18 protein-coding genes are annotated in these 17,205 nt (G+C 67.4%); 9 read left to right on the forward strand and 9 right to left on the reverse strand.

Annotated elements, in window-relative coordinates; genetic code table 11:
- Positions 1-4: 4 nt before the first annotated feature.
- Genes NAV27_RS13005 through NAV27_RS13045 form a run of 9 tightly spaced genes read left to right on the forward strand, consistent with a single transcriptional unit; the run spans position 5 to position 8,247 of the window.
- Positions 5-274, forward strand: a complete 270-nt coding sequence (locus tag NAV27_RS13005) for a hypothetical protein (protein ID WP_043298987.1) — start codon at positions 5-7, stop codon at positions 272-274.
- A 10-nt stretch (positions 275-284) separates the two neighbouring features.
- Complete coding sequence (locus tag NAV27_RS13010; protein WP_102828598.1) at positions 285-1,613, forward strand: Tad domain-containing protein; 1,329 nt, start codon at positions 285-287, stop codon at positions 1,611-1,613.
- A 10-nt stretch (positions 1,614-1,623) separates the two neighbouring features.
- Positions 1,624-2,091 carry a TadE/TadG family type IV pilus assembly protein gene (locus NAV27_RS13015; RefSeq protein ID WP_102828597.1) on the forward strand — a complete coding sequence of 156 codons (468 nt, stop codon included), beginning with the start codon at positions 1,624-1,626 and terminating at the stop codon, positions 2,089-2,091.
- The gene (locus NAV27_RS13020) at positions 2,091-2,588 is read left to right on the forward strand and encodes a TadE/TadG family type IV pilus assembly protein (RefSeq protein WP_054094880.1); all 498 of its coding nucleotides are present in this window, start codon (positions 2,091-2,093) and stop codon (positions 2,586-2,588) included. The genes NAV27_RS13015 and NAV27_RS13020 overlap by 1 nt, the downstream gene beginning before the upstream one ends.
- The gene (locus tag NAV27_RS13025; protein ID WP_102828596.1) at positions 2,582-3,799 is read left to right on the forward strand and encodes an AAA family ATPase; all 1,218 of its coding nucleotides are present in this window, start codon (positions 2,582-2,584) and stop codon (positions 3,797-3,799) included. The genes NAV27_RS13020 and NAV27_RS13025 overlap by 7 nt, the downstream gene beginning before the upstream one ends.
- 2 nt (positions 3,800-3,801) lie before the next feature.
- Positions 3,802-5,235: a TadA family conjugal transfer-associated ATPase gene (locus NAV27_RS13030; protein WP_102828595.1), complete on the forward strand. Its 1,434-nt coding sequence runs from the start codon at positions 3,802-3,804 to the stop codon at positions 5,233-5,235.
- Positions 5,232-6,218 carry a type II secretion system F family protein gene (locus NAV27_RS13035; RefSeq protein ID WP_043298981.1) on the forward strand — a complete coding sequence of 329 codons (987 nt, stop codon included), beginning with the start codon at positions 5,232-5,234 and terminating at the stop codon, positions 6,216-6,218. Before NAV27_RS13030 ends, NAV27_RS13035 begins: the two co-directional genes overlap by 4 nt.
- 15 nt (positions 6,219-6,233) lie before the next feature.
- On the forward strand, positions 6,234-7,208 hold the full coding sequence (locus tag NAV27_RS13040; RefSeq protein WP_102828594.1) for a type II secretion system F family protein: 975 nt from the start codon (positions 6,234-6,236) through the stop codon (positions 7,206-7,208).
- Between the two features lies 1 nt (position 7,209).
- Positions 7,210-8,247, forward strand: a complete 1,038-nt coding sequence (locus NAV27_RS13045) for a tetratricopeptide repeat protein (RefSeq protein ID WP_043298979.1) — start codon at positions 7,210-7,212, stop codon at positions 8,245-8,247.
- Here the strand turns inward: NAV27_RS13045 and NAV27_RS13050 are convergent.
- The 9 genes from NAV27_RS13050 to NAV27_RS13090 all read right to left on the reverse strand — a co-directional run bounded on the left by NAV27_RS13050 (position 8,225) and on the right by NAV27_RS13090 (position 17,185).
- On the reverse strand, positions 8,225-9,313 hold the full coding sequence (locus tag NAV27_RS13050) for an acyltransferase family protein (RefSeq protein ID WP_102828593.1): 1,089 nt from the start codon (positions 9,311-9,313) through the stop codon (positions 8,225-8,227). The genes NAV27_RS13045 and NAV27_RS13050 overlap by 23 nt on opposite strands.
- 25 nt (positions 9,314-9,338) lie before the next feature.
- Positions 9,339-10,337 carry a glycosyltransferase gene (locus NAV27_RS13055; RefSeq protein WP_054094886.1) on the reverse strand — a complete coding sequence of 333 codons (999 nt, stop codon included), beginning with the start codon at positions 10,335-10,337 and terminating at the stop codon, positions 9,339-9,341.
- A gap of 23 nt (positions 10,338-10,360) precedes the next feature.
- On the reverse strand, positions 10,361-10,570 hold the full coding sequence (locus NAV27_RS13060; RefSeq protein ID WP_043298976.1) for a hypothetical protein: 210 nt from the start codon (positions 10,568-10,570) through the stop codon (positions 10,361-10,363).
- 37 nt (positions 10,571-10,607) lie between these two features.
- Positions 10,608-10,901: a hypothetical protein gene (locus tag NAV27_RS13065; RefSeq protein ID WP_102828592.1), complete on the reverse strand. Its 294-nt coding sequence runs from the start codon at positions 10,899-10,901 to the stop codon at positions 10,608-10,610.
- A 33-nt stretch (positions 10,902-10,934) separates the two neighbouring features.
- Complete coding sequence (locus tag NAV27_RS13070) at positions 10,935-12,125, reverse strand: glycosyltransferase family 4 protein (protein ID WP_043298974.1); 1,191 nt, start codon at positions 12,123-12,125, stop codon at positions 10,935-10,937.
- 68 nt (positions 12,126-12,193) lie between these two features.
- The gene (locus NAV27_RS13075; protein WP_102828591.1) at positions 12,194-13,300 is read right to left on the reverse strand and encodes a glycosyltransferase family 4 protein; all 1,107 of its coding nucleotides are present in this window, start codon (positions 13,298-13,300) and stop codon (positions 12,194-12,196) included.
- A 57-nt stretch (positions 13,301-13,357) separates the two neighbouring features.
- Positions 13,358-14,665: a hypothetical protein gene (locus NAV27_RS13080; protein WP_102828590.1), complete on the reverse strand. Its 1,308-nt coding sequence runs from the start codon at positions 14,663-14,665 to the stop codon at positions 13,358-13,360.
- A gap of 17 nt (positions 14,666-14,682) precedes the next feature.
- Complete coding sequence (locus NAV27_RS13085; protein ID WP_102828589.1) at positions 14,683-15,981, reverse strand: hypothetical protein; 1,299 nt, start codon at positions 15,979-15,981, stop codon at positions 14,683-14,685.
- The gene (locus NAV27_RS13090) at positions 15,920-17,185 is read right to left on the reverse strand and encodes a glycosyltransferase family 4 protein (RefSeq protein ID WP_102828588.1); all 1,266 of its coding nucleotides are present in this window, start codon (positions 17,183-17,185) and stop codon (positions 15,920-15,922) included. Before NAV27_RS13090 ends, NAV27_RS13085 begins: the two co-directional genes overlap by 62 nt.
- Between the last annotated feature and the right edge of the window lie 20 nt (positions 17,186-17,205).

A 17,205-nucleotide genomic window follows, 5' to 3' on the forward strand; every position in this document is an offset into this window, starting at 1 on the left:
CACCATGAAAACCATCGTTCCGCTGTGCCTGTTCGCCCTGCTGGCCGGTTGCATTCCCTATCAGGAAGGCCGCGTCGGCCCGCTCGGCAGCTCGGTCAACGCCACGCTCTACCAGCAGATCGCCGACCAGCAGACCGCCGCCAACCCGGGTACGGGGCTGCCGGCGACCGGCTTCGACGGCCCGCTGACCGAGCAGGTGCTCGACGGTTACCGCGACGTCACCGGCGATGCCCGGCAGGTTGCGCAGCCGATCCAGATCAACCTGGAAAACTGAGGCCGGCGCCATGCACGCCTCACGCGCAACGCACTCGCTACCCCGGCACCAGCGTGGCTCGGTCATGGTGCTGGTCGTCCTGGCGCTGGCCGCGATCCTGCTGATGGCGGCGCTGGCGCTCGATGGCAGCCACATGCTGGTCAACAAGACACGCCTGCAGAACGCCGTGGACGCCGCCGCGCTGAGCGGCGCCAAGACGCTGCAGCAGGTCATGGGTTCGGGCAATGCCGGCACGCTGAGCCGCGATGCCGCGCTCGACACCTTCCGGCGCAACGCCGAGGCGGCCGGCAACCGCGAGCTGGGCGAGGCGGTGGGCAGCGACCTGAGCGACTTCGTGCGCGTCGAGCTGGCGGCCAGCGTCTATGGGCCGTTCGCCTTCCCGGGGCCGACCGATGCCCGCTACGTGCGCGTGACCGTGGCCGAGTTTCCGCTGGCCCGTTTCTTCTGGGGAATGCTGTCGATGTTCGGCAGCGACGCGGACAAGCGCGTGGCCGCGGTCGCCACCGCCGGCCCCAGCCCGACCAGCCCCTGCAACATCGCCCCGCTGATGGTGTGCGGCAATCCCAGCCAGTACGACCCCGACGCCGGTCTCTTCTGGGGCTATCGCTTCGGCGGCCTGCAGGTGCTCAAGGGCGCGGCCGGCAATGACCCGGTTATCGGCCCTGGCAACTTCCAGCTGATCCGCCTGGGCGACAGCAGCGGCGGCGCGGATGTGCGCGAGGCGCTGGCAGGCGGCATCGAGCAGTGCAACAGCGTCGGCGAGTCGGTGGAAACCGAGCCCGGCAACACGGTCGGCCCGGTGTCGCAGGGCTTCAACACGCGCTTCGGCGAGTACAGCGGCGCGCTGTCCAACAGCGCCGGCCAGTACCCGCCCGATCTGGTCACCGATTACAGCTCGCCGCGCATGACCTACAACGACAGCACCGGCAAGGTCGAGCACCAGGGCCAGGAAGTCAGCTCCCGTGACGGCGACCTGAGCACGCCGAGCGCGGCGCTGCTGGATTACAACGACTGGCATCGGCGCGTGGCCGACTGCCCCAACGGCTGCCGCAGCGACGGCGTGTTCGAGCGGCGTGTGCTGAAGATCGTGGTCGGCAACTGCACCGGCAGCTCAGGCGGGCAGACCTCGGTGCCGGTGCTGGGGTTCGGCTGCTTCTTCCTGGTCCAGCCGCTGCCGACCGGCGCCGGCAACCAGGCGCAGATCTTCGGCCAGTTCATCCGCGAATGCGAAGGCGACAACGTGCCGGATATCGATCCGGTGGACGACGGCGGCCCGCAGATCATCCAGCTGTACAAGACCTACATCGACAACAGCCGCACGCCGAGCAGCGATTCGTGAGGAGGCGAGCATGCACAGCCTGACGAACACCCGGACCCGCCAGCGCGGACTGGCGATGGTGGAATTCGCCATCGCGCTGCCGCTGCTGCTGCTCCTGCTGCTGGCCATCGGCGAAATGGGCCGCCTGCTTTACCAGTACAACAGCCTGCTGCAAGCCAGCCGCGACGCCAGCCGCTTCGTCGCCGGCCAGGCCTGGAACCGCACGCTCGGACGATTGGAACTGACCGACGAGTTGCGCGCCCAGGCCCGTGCGCTGGCCGTCTACGGCGTGCCGGTGGCGAGCGCCGGCAGCCAGCCGCTGGTCAGCGGACTGACCACCGCCCAGGTGACAGTGGGTGCGCAGGGGACCGATCACGTGCAGGTCAGCATCAGCTATGCGTTCCGCCCGATCATCGGCAGCGGTCTGCCGGACGTCGGCTACGGCGCGCGCGTGCTGAGTTTTCCGCTGGTGGCCACCAGCGTGATGAGGGCGCTGTGATGAACGCCCGGCGCATGCGCGGGGTGTACGTGGTGGAGTTCGCCATCGTCGGGCTGCTGCTGTTCGTGCTGCTGTTCGGCGTGCTGGAAATGGGCCGGCTGTTCTTCACCGTCAACGCACTCAACGAAACGGTACGCCGCGGTGCGCGGCTGGCGGCGGTGTGCAACATCGACGATCCGCGCATCCTGCGCCGGGCGATCTTCAACGCGGCCGACGAAACCGGTGCCAGCAGCCTGATCGCCAACCTCGATACCAGCGACCTGCGGCTGGTGTACCTGGACGCCAACGGCGCCGAGATCGCCCCGGCAGCCGCCGGCGGCTCGGGCTTCAGCAACATCCGCTACGTGCAGCTGCGCGTGGAGAACTTCACCTTCAACCTGCTGATTCCCGGCCTGGGCGGCGTGTTCACGCTGCCGCCGTTCTTTTCCACCCTGCCTCGCGAAAGCCTCGGCCGCCACGCCGAACCTGATGTCATCCCGGAGATCACGCCATGCTGAATACACTCGAAATGCCCAGCGTCGCCGTGACCGGTCGGCAAACCTTGCGCATGTTGATCAGCAGCCGCGACGCTGCCGCGCTGACCCGCCTCAAGGCGCTGGTCCAGGAGCTGCCTGGCCTGGAGGTCAGTACCCGGCTGGTGAGCAACGGCCATACCGATCCGCTGTACGGGCTGGAGCAGATGCCCGATGTGCTGCTGCTGCATGCCAGCCCCCTATGGCGCGAGGAACTGGGCGCGCTGCAGCAGCACCCGGCGCAGTTGCGGCCGCCGCTGCTGGTGTGTGGCCCGCAGGACGATCGCGACTGCATGCGCCTGGCGATGCAGGCGGGCGCGCGGGATTTCTTCCCGGAGCCGGTGCTGGCGCACGAGCTGCTCGCCGCCATCGGCCGTATCTCGCTGGAGCTGCGTGACGGCCAGGCGTGCGGCGGCAAGGTGATCGCCATCATGAACGCCAAGGGCGGCTCCGGCGCCACCATGCTGGCCTGCAACCTGGCCCATGCGCTCAGCGCCCGCGGCCGGCGCACCTTGCTGCTGGACCTGGACCTGCAGTTCGGCAGCGTCGCGCATTGCCTGGACGTGCATCCGACGCACAGCCATATCGAGGTGCTGCAGCGCGTCAATGAACTGGACGGCATCGCGCTGCATGGCTTCTGCAGCCACTTCAGCCCGACGCTGGATGTGCTCGGCGGACGCGCTGGCGAGCTGTGCCTGACTCAGGACGTGCAGCTGGAACAGCTGGAAAGCCTGCTCAGCCTGGCGCGCGGCAGCTATGACTGGGTGGTGGTGGACCTGCCGCGGCAGATCGACCACCTCACCGGCATCGCCCTGGAGCAGGCCGATCACGTTTATGTGGTGATGCAGCAGTCGCTCAGCCACCTCAAGGATGCCGCGCGGCTGGTGCGCATCCTTCGCGAAGACCTCGGCGTTGCCGGCGAGCGCCTGCAGGTGGTGGTCAATCGCTACGACAAGGCGGCACCGGTCAGCCTCAAGGACATTGCCGAGGCGCTGCGCTGCGGCGAACCGCAGAAGCTGCCGAACGATTACGCGGTAACCAGTGAAAGCCAGAACACCGGCGTGCCGCTGGAGCTGCACGCACCGCGCGCGGCGCTGACTCAGAGCATCGCGCAGATGAGCCGGGAACTGCTCGGTGGCGAGGCTGTGGCGCCGGGGCTGCTCAAACGCACCTTTGGCCGATTCTTCGGGGGTTGATCATGCTCAGCGAACTGCGCAACCGCCTGCAGGCAGGCAAGCGAACCCCGCCCAGCGCACCGACGCCGCAAGCCGCGGCCGCAGCGGCGGAAAACGTCATGGCCTGGGAGAGTGCGACGGTCGAGTCGCTGTACGAGACCCGCAGCCAGCTCAACCCGATCGATGCCGAGTGGCGCGAGAAAATCTACCAGCAGCTGCTCAAGGTGATGGACCTGTCGCTGCTCGATTCCCTGGAGCCGGCGGATGCGACGTGGCAGATCCGCGAAATCTGCCAGCGCCTGCTCGACGAACATGCCGCACCGGTGAGCGCCGCCGGGCGCCAGCAGATCATCAAGCAGATCACCGACGAGGTGCTCGGCCTCGGCCCGCTGGAACCGCTGCTGGCCGACGCCACGGTGTCGGACATCCTGGTCAACGGCCATGCCTCGGTCTACGTTGAGCGCCACGGCAAGCTGCAGCGCACCGACGTGCGTTTTCGCGACGACCAGCACCTGCTGAACATCATCGATCGCATCGTCTCCAGTCTCGGCCGGCGCATCGACGAATCCTCACCGCTGGTGGATGCGCGGTTGAAGGACGGCTCGCGGGTCAACGCGATCATCCCGCCGCTGGCCATCGACGGGCCGAGCATGTCGATCCGCCGCTTCGCCGTGGACCTGCTGAATGCCGAGAGCCTGGTGCAGATGGGCACGCTGACGCCGGCCATCGCCCTGGTGCTCAAGGCCATCGTGCGCGGGCGGATGAACGTGCTGGTGTCCGGCGGCACCGGCACCGGCAAGACCACCATGCTCAACGTGCTGTCGAGTTTTATCCCGCACAACGAGCGCATCGTCACCATCGAAGACTCGGCCGAACTGCAGCTGCAGCAGCCGCACGTGGTGCGCCTGGAAACCCGGCCGCCGAACATTGAGGGGCGTGGCGAGGTGAACCAGCGCGAGCTGGTGCGCAACAGCCTGCGCATGCGCCCGGACCGCATCGTCATCGGCGAGGTGCGTGGCGCCGAGGCGCTGGACATGCTGGCGGCGATGAACACCGGCCACGACGGCTCGATCACCACCATCCACGCCAACACCCCGCGAGACGCCCTGAGCCGCATCGAGAACATGGTGTCGATGAGCGGCGCGACCTTCCCGATCAAGGCCCTGCGCCAGCAGATCGCTTCGGCCATCGACGTGGTCATTCAGCTCGAACGTCAGGAAGACGGCAAGCGGCGGCTGGTCAGCGTGCAGGAGATCAACGGCATGGAAGGCGAGATCATCACCATGACCGAGATCTTCACCTTCGAGCGCCGCGGTATTGGCGAGCACGGCGAGGTGCTCGGCGATTACCGGCCGACCGGCATGGTCCCGGCGTTCCGCGACGTGCTGGCCAAGCGCGGCATCGAGCTGCCGCTGGAGCTGTTCCGCCCGGACTGGATGGAGGCCTTGCAGCCATGAGCCAGCTTCCCGCTGAATTCTTCCTGGCGTTCTTCGGCATGATCTTCGTCGCGGTGTTCTTGCTCAGCCAGGGCCTGACGGTGCCGGTATTCGGCGAGGCGGGGCGGGTACGCAAGCGCATCCGCGAGCGTCTGCAGCTGCTCGAACAGGCCAGCGATCTGCCGAACATGCAGGTGCTGCTGCGCCAGAAGTACCTCAAGCGCCTGTCGCCGCTGGATGCCGCGCTGGAGCAGCTGCCGCTGATGGAGCGGCTGGCGCAGACGATCGAGCAGAGCGGACACCACTACCGCGCCTATCGCGTGGTGCTGCTGGGGCTGGTGCTGGGCGTCGCGGTGGCACTGCTCGGTTGGTTGCTGTTGCGGCTGTGGTGGCTGGCGGCGCTGCTGGGTTTTGCGGCGTTCTGGCTGCCGCTGCTGAAGATCGGACGTGACCGTGCCAATCGCTTCGCCGAGTTCGAGGAGGGCCTGGCCGATGCGCTGGATGCCATGTGCCGCGCGCTGCGCGCCGGCCATCCGTTCAACGAAACGCTGCGGCTGGTAGCTGACGAGCACCAGGGCGCGGTCGCCCACGAGTTCGGCCTGACCTTCGCCGACATCAACTACGGCAACGACGTGCGCCGCGCCATGCTCGGCCTGCTGGAGCGGATGCCGAGCATGACGGTGATGATGCTGGTGACCAGCATCCTCATCCACCGCGAAACCGGCGGCAACCTGACCGAGGTGCTGGAGCGCCTCAGCCGGTTGATTCGCGAGCGTTTCCGCTTCCAGCGCAAGGTCCGCACGCTGTCGGCCGAAGGGCGGATGTCGGCCTGGGTGCTGGTGTCGGTGCCGTTCGTGCTGGCGGCGGTGATCATGCTGACCACGCCGGAGTATCTGCCGTTGCTGGTCAACGAACCCATCGGGCAGAAACTCAGCATGGCGGCCTTCGGCGCGATGCTGCTGGGCATCTTCTGGATACGCCGGATCATCCGTATCCAGGTTTGAGCGGGGGGCGCGGTGATGGACTATCTCTACGGGCTGGTGCAGAGCGTGGTGGGCGATGAACAGCAGGTACGGCTGATCTTCCTGCTGGCCGTGGCGCTGAGCGCGATGCTGGCGGTGGGCACCCTGTCGGTCCTGGTGATGGGCCTGCAGGACCCGGTTCGCCGGCGTCTGGCGGTGATCAAGCGCGGCGGCCTGCGTGGCGCCGAACATGCCGCGCAGGTGCCACGCGGCAATCTGCACGTGCTGCTGGAGCAGGTCGGTCAGCGCTTCGTCAGCGCCGAAGACGGCCAGCGCTCGGCGACCGCCGCGCTGCTGCAGCATGCCGGCTACCGCTCTGCCGCGGCGGTGCAGATGTACTGGGCGATCCGCCTGCTGCTGCCGCTCACGCTCTTGGTGGCGACTTTGCTGGTGCTGCCGATGGTGACCACCCCCAGCCTGACCACCGGCCTGCTGGTGGCGGGGCTGGCGGTCGGCCTCGGTTGGCTGGCGCCGGCAGTGATCGTCGAGAAGCGCCGCGACCGCCGGCAGGCCCGGCTGCGCGGTGCGTTTCCCGATGCGCTGGACCTGATGGTGGTCTGCGTGGAGTCGGGGCTGGCCCTGCCGCAGGCCATCGAGCGGGTCGCCGAGGAAATGGCGGTGAGCCAGGCCGAACTGGCCGAGGAGCTGGCGACGGTCAATGCCGAGATTCGCGCCGGTATTTCCAGCGCGGCGGCACTGGCGCATCTGGCCGAGCGCACCGGCCTGGAGGATGTGCGCGGGCTGGTCAGCCTGCTGGCGCAGAGCATCCGTTTCGGCACCAGCGTTGCCGACACGTTGCGCATCTACGCCGAGGAGTTTCGCGACCGGCGTACCCAGGCGGCGGAGGAGCAGGCCGCCAAGATCGGTACCAAGCTGGTGTTCCCGCTGATTTTCTGCCTGTGGCCGAGCTTTTTCCTGGTCGCCATCGGCCCCGCCATGATCGGCGTTCTCAACGCGTTCGGGAGATTGTGAGATGAGAAGAATCAGTCTGCTGCTGGCCCTGTCGGCCGTGCTCGCCGGGTGTCAGTCGATGGGGCCGGAGCCGGGCGAGGGACGTTCCATCTACGCCGGCAACCATTCGGTGCTGTATCGCGCGCGGCAACAAGCCGGTTCGCTGGAGCAGGCGCTGCAGCTGGCCGACATGGCCTATCAGGCGGGGGATCTGGATCAGGCGCTGTTCCAGTATCTGCGCGTGCTGGAGCTGGAGCCCAAGCGTTATTCGGCGCTGGTCTGGGTGGGGCGGATTCACCGCGAGCGCGGCAACATCCAGCTCGCCGAACTGGCCTTCGAGGAGGTGCTGAGCAAGGCGCCGAACGATCTCGACGCGCTGGCGGAGATGGGCATGCTGCAACTGGCCAAGCGCGATCAGGATGTGGCGCGCGAGCTGCTGTCGCGCGCACTGCTGCTGGATCAGCAACGCCTGGCGAACACGTCGCAGAACGTCATGCCCGCGGTGGATGCGCTGAAGGTGGACCGGCAGTCGCCGCTGCGCCTGTACAACGCGCTCGGCGTGCTGGCCGACCTGACCAACGAGTTTCCGCTGGCCGAGCGTTACTACCGACTGGCGTTGCAGATCGAACCGCGTTCGGCGCTGGTGCAGAACAGCCTCGGCTACTCGTACTACATGGCCGGACACTGGGTGGAGGCCGAGCAGGTCTACCGCCGCGCGCTCGACCGTAACGGCAGCTACGCGCCGCTGTGGCGCAACTACGGCCTGTTGCTGGCGCGTACGCAGCGCTACGAGGCGGCGCTGTCGGCGTTCGAGCAGATCGGTTCGCGCGCCCAGGCCAGCAACGACGTGGGTTACGTCTGTCTGGTGGAGGGCCGGCTGGACGAGGCCGAGCAGTTCTTCCGCAGCGCGATGGAGCAGTCGCCGTCGCACTACGCCACCGCCTGGGACAACCTCGAACGCGTGCGTCAGCTGCGCAAGGTGCGCCAGCTCGGCCAGGAACCGATCCAGACAGAGGCGGTCGCCGCGGCGGCCGACGTCAAGGTGTTCGCCGTACCGTAGCGGCGCCGGCCAGCGAGGGACTGCTGCGCGTCGCGCGACGCGGGCCGCGCGGCAGGTGGCGCTTGAGCGCCAGCGCCGGTGCCTCGACCAGATGCCACGAGAGCACGGCCGCCAGCAGGCTGGCGCTGAAGCCAAGCACCATGAACGGCAGCAACGGCAGGTTGCCGGCGCTCCAGTGCATCAGCAGTTGCTGGAGCGGGAAACTGAAGATGTACAGGCCGTAGGAAAAATCCCCGGCCTTGCCGAAGCCGGCGAGCCGTGGGATGCGCAGGTGCGCCAGGTAGATCACCAGATAGGGCAGGGTCAGCGAATGTACCAGCGGCCAGATGCCGTGGCCGGCGCTGAGCAGGCTGGCCGCCAGCAGCGGCACGGCGATCTTCCAGCTCCAGCGGATGCGATGGCGGTACAGGTACAGCACCGCGCCGAAATAGAAGAACACCCCCAGCCGGTTGAACTTGCGCAGCAGGTCGCTCTGCAGATCGAACGCTGCAATCAGGTAGAACTGCGTGGCGAACAGCAACGCCAGCCCGAGCAGCGCGATGCGTCGGTTGAACAGCCCGAGCATGCCCAGCAGCACCACCGAGGCATACATCAGCACCTCGTAGGGCAGGGTCCAGAGCGAGCCGTTGACCGTGTTGGGGAAGGGGTTGTCGACGAACACGCCGGGTAGCTGGAACTGCGTCAGCAGCGCGATGTTGCCCAGGTAGCCCAGCGTCTGCGGCCCGCTCCAGTAGTCGGCCAGCGGCAGCTGCGTGGCCAGCGGCCCGATCACCAGCACGCCGAGCAGCACCGAAATGGCCAGCGCCGGGAAGATGCGCAGCGCCCGCTTGCCGACGAAATCGATCACGTTGCGGCTGTTGAGCCAGGACGCGGCGATCAGATAACCGCTCATCACGAAAAACAGGTGAACGGCAATGTCGGCGCTGTCGTAACGGCCAGTGAACAGGCGTACCGGCTCGCTGGTGCCACGGCCGGACAGCCAGAAGCTGTGGCCGAACACCACCGCCGAGGCGGCGAAGAAGCGCAGGAAGTCGAAGTTGTTGTCGCGCGAATCGGTGGCATTCATTGCCGGTAATCTCCTGGATCAGCGCTCAGCGCAGCGGGAACGCCTCGCTCATGCCCAGTGCACAGCGTTCACCGTCGTGGATGGCTCGTTCCAGCAGGCGCAGGCGTTGCGGGGCGTTGCGCCGATGGGCGACGAGCCGTAGCAGGGCGAGGAAGATCGTGCGGTTCAGGCGCAGCAGCCAGCGCGAGCCGACCCAGACGTGGGTATCGAACCAGGCCTGGTTGCGCGCGCTGTAGTAGGCGCGAAAGTCCGAGTCGCCGAGCAGGAAGGCCTCGTAGATGTTGCGAGTGCGCGCCTTGATGTTCCACGACAGCTCCAGCTCGTCGATCAGCGCATCGGTGAGCAGGTACAGCCTGCCGCCGTCTTCGGTGATGCGGCGGGTGTATTCGGTATCGTCGGCGTACAGCACCAGATCGCGCAGCGGCACGCCGATGCGCTGGTACAGGCTGCGGTGCGCGAGCATGCCGCCATAAGGCGCGAACGGCAGGCTGATGCGCCGTGGCGGCGTGCCGCGCGGCGAGCCCCAGGGCAGGCGTCGCCAGAGCTTGTAGGGTAGTTGGGCGACGTGAAAGCCGAAGTAGCTCGAACGCGGCTGGATGGCGAAGCAGGCCGGCACGCCCTGGGCGATATCGGCCTGCTGGGTGGGGCGAAAACCCAGAACCGCGACACGCGCCAGGCCGTGCTCATTGCCCAGTTCGGCCAGCTCGCGATGCAGGATTTCCACGGCGGCGGCGCTCGGTGCGTTGTCGTCGTCCATCATCCAGATGTATTCGGCGCCGCGCTGCAGCGCGGCTTCGATGCCGACCGCGTAGCCGTTGGCCGAGCCGCTGTTGTGTGGCAGCTCGAGCAGCTCGACCTGCTCCGGCCAGCGTTCGCGCAGCGTGTCGAGCGCGGCGGTGGCGGCGTTGCTCACCACCAGCACGCGCTCGATGGCCGCGAAGGCCAGCGCGCGTTCGATCAGCTGTTGCAGGTAGCCCAGGCGGTCGCCGTAGGTCACGGTCACAATCGTGGTGGTGCGTTTCATGGTCGTCTCGCGGCGGGGCGGTTTCAGGCTTCGTCGGCGGTGGACAGCAGGCTGCCGTGGGGGCAGGCCGCCGCGGGCTGATCGTCATCGTTGGGGTGGAACAGCGCATGGAAGATGACCACGTACTCCGGCCCCGGCCCAGCCCCGGCGGGCTGCGATACCGGGACGATTTCGGTGTAGGAATAGCCGTCGGCGAGGACCATTGGACGTCGGGTATTACCTGGGCGATGCATGTTGGTTCTCCTGCGCATCGGTCGATGCGCCTGTCGATCAGAACGAGTAACGGCGGGTATCCGGGGTACTGGGCAGGTAGGGCTGAACGGCCGGTTCGGCGATCAGGCGCACGGCCGGCGGCGCCGGTATGGCGATGGCGCGCAGCGGTTGCGACCGCAAACAGGCGGCGCGCGGCGGCGTCTTGACGGCGCTCTCGTAAACGGCCACGCCTATGCAGCGCGTTGCGGCCGGGCTGGTTACCTGGCGTGGCTCGGCATGCGCGGTCTGTACGGTCAGCAAGACCAGACCGAGGGTGCGGCCAGCTTTCATCCACTGCTTTGCGGTGTTCATCCTTGAATCTCCGTGAGGTGGGTTGCGTACCGGTCAGGCGTGCTTGGCCGAAAGCAGCGGCTGGATGGCCGCACGTCCCTGCAGCGCCAGTTGTCCGTCGAGCAGCGACACTTCCCGTATTCGCGCCTCGACGAATGCCTTGATTTCCTGCTTGAAGCGCTCGCCACCGAAGCGCTCCGCGTTGCTGCGGCAGTTGCTCGCGCTGATGCGCTGGCAATGCGTCTCGAAGGTCCGCACGGCGGCGACGATCGAGTCGACGCTCTGCTCGGGATAGAACACGCCGGTGGGCTTTTCGTGCTCCAGACCGCGGATGGTTTCCAGCACGCCGCCGCGAGCGAAGGCAATGACCGGCGTGCCGCAGGCCTGGGCTTCGATCGGCGCAATGCCGAAGTCCTCCTCGGCGGCGAAGACGAATGCGCGGGCACGCTGCATGTACTGGCGCAGCACCTCGTCGCTCTGGTAGCCCATGAGGGTGACGTTGGCGCTGGCGACTTCGCGCACGCGCTCCATTTCCGGGCCGGTGCCGATGACCACCAGACGTTTGTCCGGCATCGCCGCGAAGGCTTCGACGATCAGCGGAATCTTCTTGTACGGAACCATGCGTGAGGCGGTGAGGTAGAAGTCTTCCTTGGCCTCGTGCAGGGTGAAGCGGCTGGTGTCCACCGGCGGGTAGATGACCGTCGACTGGCGCCGGTAGCTCTTGTTGATGCGCTTGGCGATGAAGTGCGAGTTGGCGATGAACTCGTCGACGCCGCTGGCGGTGCGCTGGTCCCACATGCGCATGTAATGCAGCAGCATGCGCGCCAGCTTGGCCTTCACGCCGCGATCCAGGCTGGCCTCGTGCAGGTACTGGTGCTGCAGGTCCCAGGCGTAGCGGATGGGCGAGTGCACGTAACTGATGTGCAGCTGGTTGGGGCCGGTCAGCACGCCCTTGGCGACCGCGTGGCTGCTGGAGATCACCAGGTCGTATGCCGACATGTCGAGCTGCTCGATGGCCAGCGGCATCAGCGGCAGGTACTTCTGGTAGGCGCTGCGCGCCTTGGGCAGCTGCTGGATGAACGTGGTGGTGGCGCGCTTGCCGCCCAGCCGCGCGCGGTCCTCGTCGCAGAGGAAGTCGATGACGGCGAACAGGTCGGCTTCCGGCCAGGTCTCGCACAGCGCGGCGAGTACCCGTTCAGCTCCCGCATAGGTCACCAGCCAGTCGTGAACGATGGCGATTTTCATGGGTTCACCTCGATGGTGGAGGTGCGGCAGCGCGGGGCGCCGGCGCACGAATGGGCGATGCGGCGTTGTTAGCGCTGGCCGGGGTTCCAGCGGGCGATTGCCGGGTGGTTGTGCTTGCCGGCCAGGGTGCGGTCGATCAGGCGCGAGACCGTCCGGGCCGAGGCCTCCCAGGAGTAGCGCGCCACGTTGGCACGGCCGAGTACGCGCAGGTCGTTGCGCAGGCTGGCGTCCTGCAGCACACGGCTCATGGCCAGGGCCATCGAGCGAATGTCCAGCGGGTCGAAGTACAGCGCGCTTTCGCCGAGCACCTCGGGAATCGACGCGGCGCGCGCAGCGATGACCGGGCAGCCGCAGGCCTGCGCTTCCAGCGGCGGGATGCCGAAACCTTCGTACAGCGAGGGAAACACGAACGCCCGCGCGCCCTGGTACTCCTCCACCAGCTCCTCGTCGCTGAGGCGCCCGAGCATGCGGATGCGCTGGTTGCCGTTGACCAGGCAGTTGCCGGCGGAAAACACCGAATGCGAATCACCGACGATGCGCAGCTCGGTATCGTCGAAACCCTCCAGGCTGAGAAAGGCTGCGACCATCCGCTCGAAATTCTTGTGCGCGTTGGGCGAGGAGACGGCCAGCAGGTACGGCTTTGCTGCGCCCCGGCAATCGCTCGCGCTGAACGGTCTGAAGCGCGGCGCCACCGCGTTCGGCACCACGCAGATGTGGTCTGCGGGGTAGCCATAGTGCTGGGCGATTTCCCGGCGGGAAAACTCGCTGACGGTGATCAGCGCGCGGATGCGCCGCAGCAGCAGCGGCGTCATGGTCTGGTAGAAGCGGCGGAACAACGGCGAATAGCTCTCCGGGTGGCGCACGTAGGTGATGTCGTGATGGGTGGCGATCTGGTTGGCGTAGGCCAGCGGGGCCGTGTTGCACAGCGAGACCAGCGGCGGCCGGCCGTTGCGCGCGAGCCACAGCGGCAGATCCAGCTGCTCCCACAGATGGCCGCGGTTGCGGCCGATGCGGCGCACGTTGAGCTGGGTGGCGCTGTCGCGCAGATGCACGTCATGCGGTGCCACGAACAGCAGATCGCTGCGCAGCTTGCCCAGTTCGAGGGAGAGCTGCTCGGCAAAGCGCTGCACCCCGCGAATCTCCTGGGTCAGGAAACGAGCGTTGATCACGATCATGGGACTACTCCTTCAGGGGCCTGCGCCAGCGATCCGGCGCCGGCAAGACAGAGTGTTTCAGTGCGTCGGCGACGCGCGGGTACTGATGATCTTGGGGAACTCGTTCAGCTCGATGCGCGCCGTGCAGGCCTGACCGGCAGCGGCGCAGTTCCAGCGCACGTCGCTGGCGAAGCGTCCGCGCTGCGGCGTGGCGGTATCGAGCATCTGCACGTTGCCGGCCCGCCCGCGGGCGCTTTCGATGGCCAGCGTGCGCGGGCGTCCGCCGGTCCAGGCGACCAGCAGTTCGTCGTCGTCGCGGGCGAAGCGCAACAGCACCACCTCGCCACGGGCGCGGCGCTCGTGGCCGAGCAGTTCGTATTCGCCGACGATCTCGCTGATCGCCTGCAGCACCGCATACGCCGGTTTGGCCGAGTAGTCGTGGCGCAGCAGGCCGAAGTTGTGCTCGCGCTCGCGGCGATCGGTGCCGTCGTTTCTGAAGTCGTACCACCACATGCCCTTGACGTTCGGCAGCGTGCGGGCGAGGAAGTAGCTGCGCGCCAGATAGGCCGCCTGCAGTTTCTCGCTGACGCCGCAGGCGCCGTCATGCGCGGGCCAGGCCATCTCGGTCAGGTACAGCGGCACCGGCCGGCCGGCAGCCACGCTCAGCTGCTGGTCGACCTCGGCGAGCCAGTCGATCCAGGCTTCGGGCGTGTCGCGCCGCCAGCCGCGGCAGTGCACGTACGGATGCAGCGACAGGCCGTCGACCGCTTGCAGCACGCCATGCTCGATCAGCCGCCGGGCGAAACCGGATTCGATGCCCTGGGTCGTCACCGCGCCGGCCAGCACCCTGGCGGCCGGATCCTGCTCGCGGATGATGCCGGCGGCGTCGGCGACCAGACGCGCATAGTCCTCGCTGAAGGTGGGGCTGTGCGGGTCTTCCACGTCCCACTCGTTCCACACTTCGTAGTGCGCGACCTGGCCTTTCAGCGCGCCGGCCAGGTGGCTTACGTAGCGGTTGAACGCCGCGCGCACCGGCTCGCTGCGAGGTTTTTCGCCCTCGCCGTGAAAGCGGTTGCCGTAGCCGAGGATGAACAGCGTATCCAGGCCGTGCCGGCGGTTGTCGGCAAGGTAGCGTTGCCAGGAGGGCTCGATCAGCAGGCGGTTGCGTTCGCGTTCCACGTAGGCCCAGTGCGCATCGGTGCGGACCGAGGTGATGCCGGCGGCGCTGGCGAGCGCGCCGGGCTGTTTGCCGGCTACACCTTTGTGCAGCTCGTGCGAGCAGACGCCAACGGTAAACAGCGGCTCGGCGGTCTGTGCCGCCGTGGTCAGGGTGAAGCCGAGCAGGCTGCCGAACAGCGCCAGCGGCAACAGGGCGAAGCAATTCATCATCGGTCTCGTCGTGGTTACGCCAGGTGGCGGGGATCGGTGATGCGCGGCGTCATCAGGCTGGCCGCCGGTCGGTCGAGCGGGGTGAGCACGTGGGCAATCGCCAGGCCGAGGAACAGGCTGGCAATGGGCACTTCCAGCACGTCGGTGGCCCAGGCCACCAGGCAGATGCAGAACACTGCGCCCAGCAGGCCGCTGCGCACGCGCGGGCCGCGCTCGTGCAGGCGCAGCAGCAGCGGCAGGGCCAGCAGGTACAGCGCGACGCCGCTCAGGCCGAGCATTCCCCATAGGTACAGCGCGGTGTTGTCGGCGATGGCCAGCAACTCCAGGCCCGGAATGGGAAACGCCGTGCCGCTGCTGCCCACCGCACCGAAGCCCGCGCCCCACCAGATCGAGGCCTGGCTCGTCACGTTGTCGATGAAGTTCGGCCAGCTGTTGACCAGGCGATCGGCGAACGAGGCCAGCAGGCTGTTGCTGACCGCGGCAATGGGGTCGACGCGCAACAGCAGGCTGGCGATCGGCAGCGCCGCGCCACCCAGCACCGCGAGGAAAAACGCCGTGGCGCTGGCGAAGCGGTACGCGGCGAAGGTCAGCATGAGCAGGGTGACCACATACGCCGCCACGCTCGACTTGTTGGTGGTCAGCACGATGCCGGCCAGCGACACGCCGTAGAGCAGCACGCGCAGCAGCCGCGAGCGGATGAAGGCAGCGAGAACCAGGCTGTACACGGCAATCATCACCGACAGGCTGGTGGACATCCGCGCGAAGCCGCCGATGCGGTCGATATCGTCCATTGCCCAGGAGCGATTGCCGCTCAGTTCCACGTCGCCGAGCATGTAGCTGTAGCCCTTCCACGGCACGCTGATGAGCATGTCCAGCGCGATGCCGACGAACGAGGCGAGCAGGCAGAAGCCGATCACCCGGATCAGCAGCGCCAGCTTGCCTTCCAGATACCGGCCGCAGATCACGCCGAACAGCAGCGGGATGTAGATGAACAGCGCGAAGCCGATGTTGGCCAGCTCCGCGCCGTTGAGCAGCGCCAGCCAGGCCGACGTCACCAGCGCCAGCAGCACCAGCCAGAACAGCGGCTGCCCGCGGTAGCCGAGCAGCTCCAGACCGAGCGCGGCCAGGCACGCCATCTTCGGCAGGTAGAGCAGCCAGGACACTCCGGCCAGCGCGCTGTAGTAGCGCAGCGCGCCGGAAAACGTCTCGGTCAGCAGCAGTGCGGCGGCGATCAGCGTCAGCAGCGTCGGCTTATCGATCTCGAGCGGATGCGACGCTGGGCGTCGGGCAGTGATCAGCAGGCTCTGGTTCATGGCGAATGCTCTTTCCCTGAAGCGTTTTACGCAGGATGGACTGGTACTCATCCAACATGCGTTCCCTATCCAGCAGCGGTTCGACGCTGGCGCGCGCCTGCCGGCCCAGGCGCTCGCGCAGGTCGGCGTCGAGGTACAGCCAGAGCATGGCGATGGCCAGCGAATGCGGTTCGTGCGGCGAGCAGAGCAGGCCGTTGAGGTTGTCCTGGATGATTTCCGGCAGGCCGCCGCGCTGGGTGGCGATCACCGGCACGTGGTTGGCGCAGGCCTCCACGGCGACCAGCCCGAAGGGCTCATCCCACAGCGATGGCACCACCAGCACATCGATCTCGCGCATGAAGTCGTCGGCCTTGCGATAGCCGTGGAAGGTGACCTTGCCCGGGTCGGCCAGGGCCTTGAGCCGTGCTTCGTAATCCAGCTTGCCGCGCCCGGCGATCTCCAGCCGCGCATCGATGGCCAGCGCCTGAAATTGCTCGATCAGCCAGGCAACGCCCTTGTTCTCCGACAATGTGCCGATGTAGCCGAAACGCAGCGGCTGGTTCACCGGCCGCGCCGCCGGCGCGCGCTGCTCGGCATTGGCTTCGCTGCGGTTGTGCACCACATAGCGGCTGGCGTGGGGGAAGTAACCGTGGCTGGCGACCCGTTCCAGCACGAAGCGGCTGACCCCGATCACCGCCGCCACCTGCGCCGAGGCGCCGGCGTGGCGGATGCGCATGAACCGGCATTGGCCGCATTGCTGCGTGCAGACCTTGCCGTGGTTGAACATGGTGTCCTTGGGGCACAGCAGATAGAGGTCATGCAGCACCTGAACGATCGGCACGCCGGCAGCGCTGATCTCGTCCCAAGCGGAAATCGACCAGCCGGTGAGATTGTTGCTGACCACGATGTCCGGCCGCTCCAGCGCCAGCACGGCGCGTACGTAGCGGCGCATGCGCTGGTTGTAGCGGTCGAGCAGGTGCCAGCCCATGCGCGCGAGGCGGCCGGGGCGCTGCTGGGTGTAGTGCCAGTAGAGGTTGTGCAGACCCGCACGGTAGACCCGCACGTTCTGCTGCACCTGCTGCTGCAGGCCGGCATCCGGTCCGGTTGCCAGCACGGCCACGTCGCAACCGCGCCGTTGCAGACCTTCGGCCAGCTGGCGCAGCACCACTTCGGCGCCGCCGCCGATGTGTGGCGGATAGAAGGCGTTGAGAAAAAGGATCTTCATCGGTTCGAGACTCGCTGATG

Origin of the sequence: Stutzerimonas degradans (assembly GCF_024448505.1) — a bacterium.
In the GTDB taxonomy this organism is placed as follows: Bacteria; Pseudomonadota; Gammaproteobacteria; order Pseudomonadales; family Pseudomonadaceae; genus Stutzerimonas; species Stutzerimonas degradans.